Here is a 6,713-nt window from a genome sequence, read left to right on the forward strand (position 1 = left end):
GGCCGCGTGACGGCGATCGTGCTGGCGCTTTCGCTCGGCGGCACGCCGCTCGGCGCGCCGGTGGGCGGCTGGGTCGCCGATCATTTCGGGCCGCGCTGGGCGCTCGGCGTGGGCGCGGCCTCGGGCTTCAGCGCGGCGCTGGTCGGCCTCGCCTATCTGATGCGGCATCGCGGGCTACGCTTTTACCTGGCAGGCGGGCGCCTGCGTTACAGCATCGACGACCCGCGCCCGGTCGCCGCCGCGGTCATGACGGATGCCGTGGCGACGGTGCAGCGCGGCACGCTCGACGCAGCCGAAGAGGATGCGGCTTCGAGCGTGTAAAACGCGCCGCGCCATGCAGTGGCCGAACCTCGACGCTTCGACGCCTCAGAACCCGCCCACGCCGCGCGTGACGAGCGCATAAGGTCCGCTCGTCAACTGCTCCCTGAGAAACTCGATGCACACCTGAATCCGCGCCGACGACGACAACCGCTCGGCCGTCACGGCCCACACGTCGGCCGGCTGCAGATACGCCGGCAGAATCCGCACGAGTTCGCCCGAGCGCAGGCTTTCGGCGACGTCCCAGATCGACACCATCACGATCCCGTAACCGTCCCGCGCCCATTGCACGACGATGTCGCTCAGATTCGACGCGACCGTGCCCGTCACCTTCACGCTCTTCTCGCCATGCGGCCCGGCGAGACGCCACACGCCGAAGCGGTCGTCGCGGCCGCGAAACAACAGGCAGTCGTGCTGCGCGAGGTCGGCGGGGTCGAGCGGCACGCCGCGCCGCTCCAGATAAGCCGGCGAGGCGCACAGAATGCGCGCGCTCTCCACCATCTTGTGCGCGATCAGATGCGGCTCCTGCACTTCGCCGACGCGCACGTCGATGTCGAAGTTCTCGCCGACCACATCGGCGCGCCGGTCCAGCAGTTCGAGCCAGATTTCGAGGTTCGGGTGGCGCTCGCGCAGCATCGTGAGAATCGGCGAGACATGCTTGCGGCCGAGCCGCAAGCTCGTGCTGATGCGCAGCACGCCGCGCAGCTCCGTGCGGCGATCGGCGAACGCGTCGGTCATGCCCTGCACGTCGTCGAGAATTTTCTGCGCCCACTGCAAAGCGGTTTCGCCATCGCTCGTCACGCTCACGCTGCGCGTGGTGCGCTGAAACAGCTTCACGCCGAGACCGGCCTCGAGCATCGCGATGCGCTTGCTCACATGCGACGGCGACAGGCCCATTTCCGTCGACGCCGCGACGAAGCTGCCGCGCCGCGCGATATGGCAAAACAGCTGCAGATCGCGCAGGAAGGATTCATTCGTGGCTGTGAGCGCATTCTGATTTGACATCTGGTCGCATTGTGTCGGGACGGAACTCTATTACCCTAGTCGTAACGGCTGAGTTGAGCAAGCGCCGGTCGGCAAGCCCAGGCGATTCATGCCGCACTGCGGCAACGCCCACCAGGAAAGTCCTGGCTTGCGAAGTCCTGCATTACAGGCGCCAATGATCCAGCCATAGAAGCTGACAAAAACACACTCTGATCAGGAGACGATATGGAAACGAACGCATCGGCAAGCGGCGGGCACGGCTCGCAGGCTCGCAAGGCAACCGCCAGCGGCTGGATCGGCTCGGCGCTCGAGTACTACGACTTCTTCATCTACGCTCAGGCCGCGGCCCTGATCTTCCCTCAGTTGTTCTTCCCTTCCGGCAATCCGAAGATCGCGATCGTCGCCTCGCTCGCCACCTACGGCGTCGGCTACGTGGCGCGGCCGATCGGCGCGCTCTTTCTCGGGCACTGGGGCGACACGCACGGCCGCAAGAACGTGCTGCTCCTCTGCATGTTCCTGATGGGGCTCTCGACGATGGCGGTCGGCCTGCTGCCGACCTATCACCAGATCGGCTTCCTCGCGCCGGTGCTGCTCGTCGTGCTGCGCCTGATCCAGGGCTTCGCGGTCGCCGGGGAAATCTCGGGCGCCAGTTCGATGATTCTCGAACACGCGCCATTCGGGCGGCGCGGCTACTACGCAAGCTTCACGCTGCAAGGCGTGCAGGCCGGGCAGATTCTCGCCGCCGCGGTGTTCCTGCCGCTCGCCTATTACATGGACGACAGCTCGTTCAACTCGTGGGGCTGGCGCATCCCGTTCCTGCTCAGCTCGGTCGTGCTGATCGCCGGCTACATCATCCGCCGCGAAGTCGAGGAAACTCCGGCGTTCGAGAAGGAAGACGCGAGCGGCGGCGTGCCGCGCTCGCCGATCGTCGAGGCATTCAAGTACAACTGGGCCGATATGCTGCGCGTGGTGCTGTGCTCGCTGATGAACGTGATCCCGGTGGTCGCGACGATTTTCGGCGCGGCCTATGCGGTGCAGGCGTCGTACGGGATCGGCTTTTCGAAGAGCGTGTACCTGTGGATTCCGGTGGTCGGCAACATCGTCGCGGTGCTCGTGATTCCGTACGTCGGCAATCTGTCCGACCGTATCGGGCGGCGTCTGCCGATCATCGTCGGCGCGCTCGGCTCCGGGCTGCTCGCCTTCGGCTATCTCTACGCGATCAGCATCCGCAACGTGCCGCTCGCGATGGTGATGTCGATCCTGATGTGGGGCGTCATCTACCAGGGCTACAACGCGATCTTCCCGAGCTTCTATCCGGAACTGTTCCCGACCCGCTCGCGCGTCTCGGCGATGGCGATCGGCCAGAACGTCGGCACGACGATCACCGCGCTGCTGCCCGCGCTGTTCGCCTACGTCGCGCCGCCGGGATCGAACAACGTGCCGCTCACGATCGGCGCGATCACGTTCGGCATCACGATCGTCTGCGCGATCACCGCGTGGAACACCCGCGAAAACTTCCGCGTGAAGCTCAGCGACCTCGGCGAGAAGGACGCGGTGCCGATCGACAAGCAGAGCTACGAGACGATGCGCGCACAAAGCATGGCCGACGCGAAAAAGGCCGTTGCCTGAGCCCCGGCTTGAATCTGAACTCGAGCCCGAGCCTGGGCTCGAGCGGATTTTTTTAAACCCACTTCATTGCACCGACTTCAGAGGAACCGCTTCATGAACAGCACCCGGATCGCCGTGGCCGGCGCGGGCTACATCGGCCGCGCGCATATGGCCGTCGCGCAACGCAGCGCCACCGGCACGCTCTCGGCGATCGTCGACCCCTCGCCCGCCGCCGCCGCGATCGCGGCCGAGGCCGGCGTGCCGCTCTACCGCACGCTCGACGAACTGCTCGAACGCGACCGTCCCGACGGCGTGATTCTGGCGACGCCGAACCAGTTGCACGTCGAGCACGCCTCGCGCTGTCTCGCGGCCCGGGTGCCGACGCTGCTCGAAAAACCGATTGCGCCGAGCGTCGAGGAAGCCGAAGCGCTCGTGGCCGAAGCGGACGCGAGCGGCGTGCCGCTGCTGATCGGCCATCATCGCGCGCACAGTCCGATCATGGCGCGCGCGCGGCAATTGATCGACGAAGGCCGGCTCGGCCAGCTCGTCGCGGTCATGGGCAGCGCGGTGTTCTTCAAGCCCGACGAGTATTTCGCCGACGCCGAATGGCGGCGCCAGCCGGGCGGCGGCCCGATTCTGCTGAACATGATTCACGAGGTGCACAACCTGCGCATGCTGTGCGGCGATATCGTCGCGGTGCAGGCTTTCTCGTCGCATGCGACGCGCGGCTTTCCGGTCGAAGACACGGTGGCGATCAACCTGCGCTTCGCCAACGGCGCGCTCGGCAGCTTCATGCTGTCCGACACGGCCGCGAGCGCGCGCAGCTGGGAGCAGACCTCGCAGGAAAACAAGGCGTACCCGTCGTATGCCGATGAAGACTGCTACGTGATCGCCGGCACGTTCGGCTCGCTCTCGGTGCCGACGATGCGCCTGAAAACCTACGGCAAGGCCGAGGACCGTTCGTGGTGGAAGCCGTTCGACGTCAGCGTTGCCGAAATGACGCGCGACGATCCGCTCAAGCTGCAACTCGAACACTTCGTGCGCGTGATTCGTCGCGAGGAACCGCCGCTCGTCAGCGCGCGCGACGGCCTGCAGAATCTGCGCATTACCGAGGCGATCGTCGAGGCGGCCAGAACGGGCTCGGTCGTCGAAACGGTGTCCACGGCGGCGGCCGCGCATTAAAATGCGCAGGCAGGCTGCAACCCTTCAATTCACCATTCAGATACGCTAAAGCTAAATGAAAACCTTCGTGATGTTGCACGGTATCAACCACAACATGTTCGGCAAGCGCGACCCCGCGCAATACGGCACGATCACGCTCGCCGAAATCGACGAGCGCCTGCGCGTCCTCGGCGACGAACTCGGCGTGCGCGTCGAGAGCTTTCAGACCAATAGCGAAGCCGAGATGTGCGAGCGCATCCACAAGGCGTTCCTCGACAACGCCGACGGCGTGATGATCAATGCGGGCGCGTGGACCCATTACAGCTACGGCATTCGCGACGCGCTCGCGATCCTGACGGTGCCAGTGGTCGAGATCCACATGTCGAACATTCATGCGCGCGAGCCGTTCCGCCATCTGTCGGTGTTCGCAGAGATCGCCAAGGGACAGATTTGCGGGTTCGGCGTGGACAGCTATCTGCTCGGGCTGCGCGCGGCGGTGTCGGCGGCGGCCTGACGTTGCACGGTCGCGCGGTTGCCCTGAGCAAGTTGCACTGAGCGGCCGCACAAGCCTACGGACGGGTTGACTCCACGCTTAACGCCACGCTTCGGTCAGCTCGTTCGCCAGCACCATTTTTTCGCGGACCGCTTCCACGAAGCTCGCGTCGATACCACCCTGCGCCTTCAGGAATTTCAGCGCGGCCGAATGCACGACCCGCATCGCCCCACCGTCGATGCCTTTCATCCGTGCCGCGCCGCGCCGCGTTTCTTCGACCAGATCGCGCGCACTCGTGAAATCGGGCGCCAAACCGCATTGCGCGTCGAAGCCGGCGCGCAAGCTCGCCGCGTATTCGCGCGACTGGCCGAGCCGGTCCATGTCGATCAGCAGATCGACACCCTCCCCCATGCGCAACGCGCAAAGCATCCACAACGCGACGAAGGCGCGATACGCGTTCTCGCCTTCCACCGTGCGCGCGTATTGCTCGCAGGCCATCGCATAGGCGTCGTCCGGCATCGACGCCATGAGCGGCGGCAGACTCGCGCCGCAGAGCCCGAGCACCTCTTTCACGAGCGGGTCCGACTGATTCAGTCCGAGCACGCGAAACGGCGCCGCGACGAAAAACGGATTGCTCCACTGCTGCCTGAGCAGCCAACCCGACGCGAATTGCGACGCGGGATTGCGCAGCACGCCCACGTGCATGGCGTCGGCAAACGCCTGCCTGAGCCACGGCAGGCGTCCGCCCGAGCGGCAAAACTTGAAGACCGGCACGCGCCGCTGTTCGGCGGTGCGCTCGCACAGATTGCGCAGATACGTGTGCAGGGCCGGAAATTGCGCATCGGGCGCGCGGCCGAAACGGTCGAGACTGAAGCGCCGGTCGTAGCCGGCCACGCCGCGCGCGTTCTCACGCAGAAACGGGCGGTATTCGTCGAAGTACGGCGTCGAGAGCGGCGGATGCCCCGAGGTCAGCGTGGGGCGCGACGCCGCGACGTCGGCGAGACTCAGTTCGGCCAGCACGTTGCTGAGCGGTTCGTAGAAGCCGGTCGCGCGCTCGAGTTCGCGCAAGCGCGACCAGACCCACGTTCCCGCGCTGCGCCAGCCCGTGTGCAGAAATACCGCCTGTTTCAGCGGGTTTTGTTGCGGCGTGGCGTCGTTGATCGATGAGTTCATCGTCGAATTCGTCGATGACGTAGCGGGCAATTCAGAAGGCAACTCGGGAGGCAACGACATGGGACTTCTCTTCCGGAAATCGAATGAAAGCGGCGGCGCATCGGCGCAAACGAAAAACCGCCGTGGCAGAAGCCGCCACTTTACCTCGTACGGCAGTAGCGTCGATTAGAAACGCGATGACGACCGGTGCCGCGTGGGCAGCGACTCAACCGTACAGTACCGTCACTCGTCCTCTTCCGACAAACCGGCGAGCAGGTCGTCCACCGCGCGATACACGCGCTCGACGATCTCCGGCCCCACCTTGCGTTCGAGTTCGCGATAGTGCGCCTCGAGGTCCTTCGAAATCACGCGCACGAGTTCGACGCTCGTATCGGTCAGCGACACGAGCACGCGGCGCTGATCTTCGGCAAAACGCTCCTTGGTAATGAGCTCCATGCTCTCCATGCGCGCGAGCACGCCGGCCATGCTCGGGCTCGAAATCGTGCAGATATCGGAGATATGGCGCGGCTCCATCGGACCATGCTCGTTGAGTGCGCGTATCACCCGCCATTGCTGTTCGGTCAGCCCATGCGCGGTAATCAGCGGACGAAAGCGCTGCATCATTTTTTCGCGGGCGCGTAGCAACAGCATGGGCAGATTGCGGTGCAAAACTCGGGTGGACGCAGCGGACATATTGACGAGGAATTGAGAGCGGTTCTCGAAGCTTAAGGGAAAACCCGCGATCAACCAACAGCCTATTGACCGTGCATCATATCAAGCACGATACTGCTAACATATTAGTGTTTTCGTCGAACGGCCACCAGAACGTTCGCCGGGATTTCTTCCACGAGGCCGCGCATTCATGTTTGCCCTTGCCGATCATCTGCTGCATCCCGAAGGCGACGCGCTGCCTCGCGAGATGGACGCCCACGCCGCAGCCGCGCTGCTCGCGCGTGGCATCGCATGCCGCGCGCCGGTGGGCGGCGCCGTCTACGGC

Annotated in this window: 6 protein-coding genes and 2 pseudogenes; 5 read left to right on the forward strand and 3 right to left on the reverse strand. The window is 64.9% G+C overall.

Going from position 1 to position 6,713, the window contains the following annotated elements; all coding sequences use genetic code 11:
- Window positions 1–321: pseudogene (locus tag GXB81_RS29885) on the forward strand (MFS transporter); the annotation flags it as partial.
- 45 nt (window positions 322–366) lie between these two features.
- Here GXB81_RS29885 and GXB81_RS29890 read toward each other — a convergent pair.
- Entirely contained in the window at window positions 367–1,323 is a 957-nt protein-coding gene (locus GXB81_RS29890) for a LysR family transcriptional regulator (RefSeq protein ID WP_205991102.1), read from the reverse strand.
- 204 nt (window positions 1,324–1,527) lie between these two features.
- Between GXB81_RS29890 and GXB81_RS29895 the strand changes: the two genes are divergently transcribed.
- The 3 genes from GXB81_RS29895 (at window position 1,528) to aroQ (ending at window position 4,585) form a co-directional block, all read left to right on the forward strand.
- The gene (locus tag GXB81_RS29895; protein ID WP_167049643.1) at window positions 1,528–2,931 is read left to right on the forward strand and encodes an MFS transporter; all 1,404 of its coding nucleotides are present in this window, start codon (window positions 1,528–1,530) and stop codon (window positions 2,929–2,931) included.
- A gap of 93 nt (window positions 2,932–3,024) precedes the next feature.
- On the forward strand, window positions 3,025–4,092 hold the full coding sequence (locus GXB81_RS29900; RefSeq protein WP_205991103.1) for a Gfo/Idh/MocA family oxidoreductase: 1,068 nt from the start codon (window positions 3,025–3,027) through the stop codon (window positions 4,090–4,092).
- 55 nt (window positions 4,093–4,147) lie between these two features.
- Window positions 4,148–4,585, forward strand: a complete 438-nt coding sequence (gene aroQ, locus GXB81_RS29905; protein ID WP_167049647.1) for a type II 3-dehydroquinate dehydratase — start codon at window positions 4,148–4,150, stop codon at window positions 4,583–4,585.
- A gap of 78 nt (window positions 4,586–4,663) precedes the next feature.
- Here the strand turns inward: aroQ and GXB81_RS29910 are convergent, their stop codons facing one another.
- On the reverse strand, window positions 4,664–5,737 hold the full coding sequence (locus GXB81_RS29910) for a hypothetical protein (RefSeq protein WP_205991104.1): 1,074 nt from the start codon (window positions 5,735–5,737) through the stop codon (window positions 4,664–4,666).
- A gap of 222 nt (window positions 5,738–5,959) precedes the next feature.
- Entirely contained in the window at window positions 5,960–6,367 is a 408-nt protein-coding gene (hpaR, locus tag GXB81_RS29915; RefSeq protein WP_167049650.1) for a homoprotocatechuate degradation operon regulator HpaR, read from the reverse strand.
- A gap of 211 nt (window positions 6,368–6,578) precedes the next feature.
- On the opposite strand from hpaR, the pseudogene GXB81_RS31675 reads away from it, so the two are divergent.
- Window positions 6,579–6,713, forward strand: a pseudogene (locus GXB81_RS31675) (2-hydroxyhepta-2,4-diene-1,7-dioate isomerase); the annotation flags it as partial.

The organism is Paraburkholderia sp. Ac-20336 (assembly GCF_017105025.1).
Lineage (GTDB): Bacteria > Pseudomonadota > Gammaproteobacteria > Burkholderiales > Burkholderiaceae > Paraburkholderia.

Bases quoted from the DNA above. Each gene is read 5' to 3' on its own strand.
- GXB81_RS29900 (WP_205991103.1), top strand. From the start codon at position 3,025: ATGAACAGCACCCGGATCGCCGTGGCCGGCGCGGGCTACATCGGCCGC.
- hpaR (WP_167049650.1), bottom strand. From the start codon at position 6,367: ATGCTGTTGCTACGCGCCCGCGAAAAAATGATGCAGCGCTTTCGTCCG.
- GXB81_RS29895 (WP_167049643.1), top strand. From the start codon at position 1,528: ATGGAAACGAACGCATCGGCAAGCGGCGGGCACGGCTCGCAGGCTCGC.
- aroQ (WP_167049647.1), top strand. From the start codon at position 4,148: ATGAAAACCTTCGTGATGTTGCACGGTATCAACCACAACATGTTCGGC.
- GXB81_RS29910 (WP_205991104.1), bottom strand. From the start codon at position 5,737: ATGAACTCATCGATCAACGACGCCACGCCGCAACAAAACCCGCTGAAA.
- GXB81_RS29890 (WP_205991102.1), bottom strand. From the start codon at position 1,323: ATGTCAAATCAGAATGCGCTCACAGCCACGAATGAATCCTTCCTGCGC.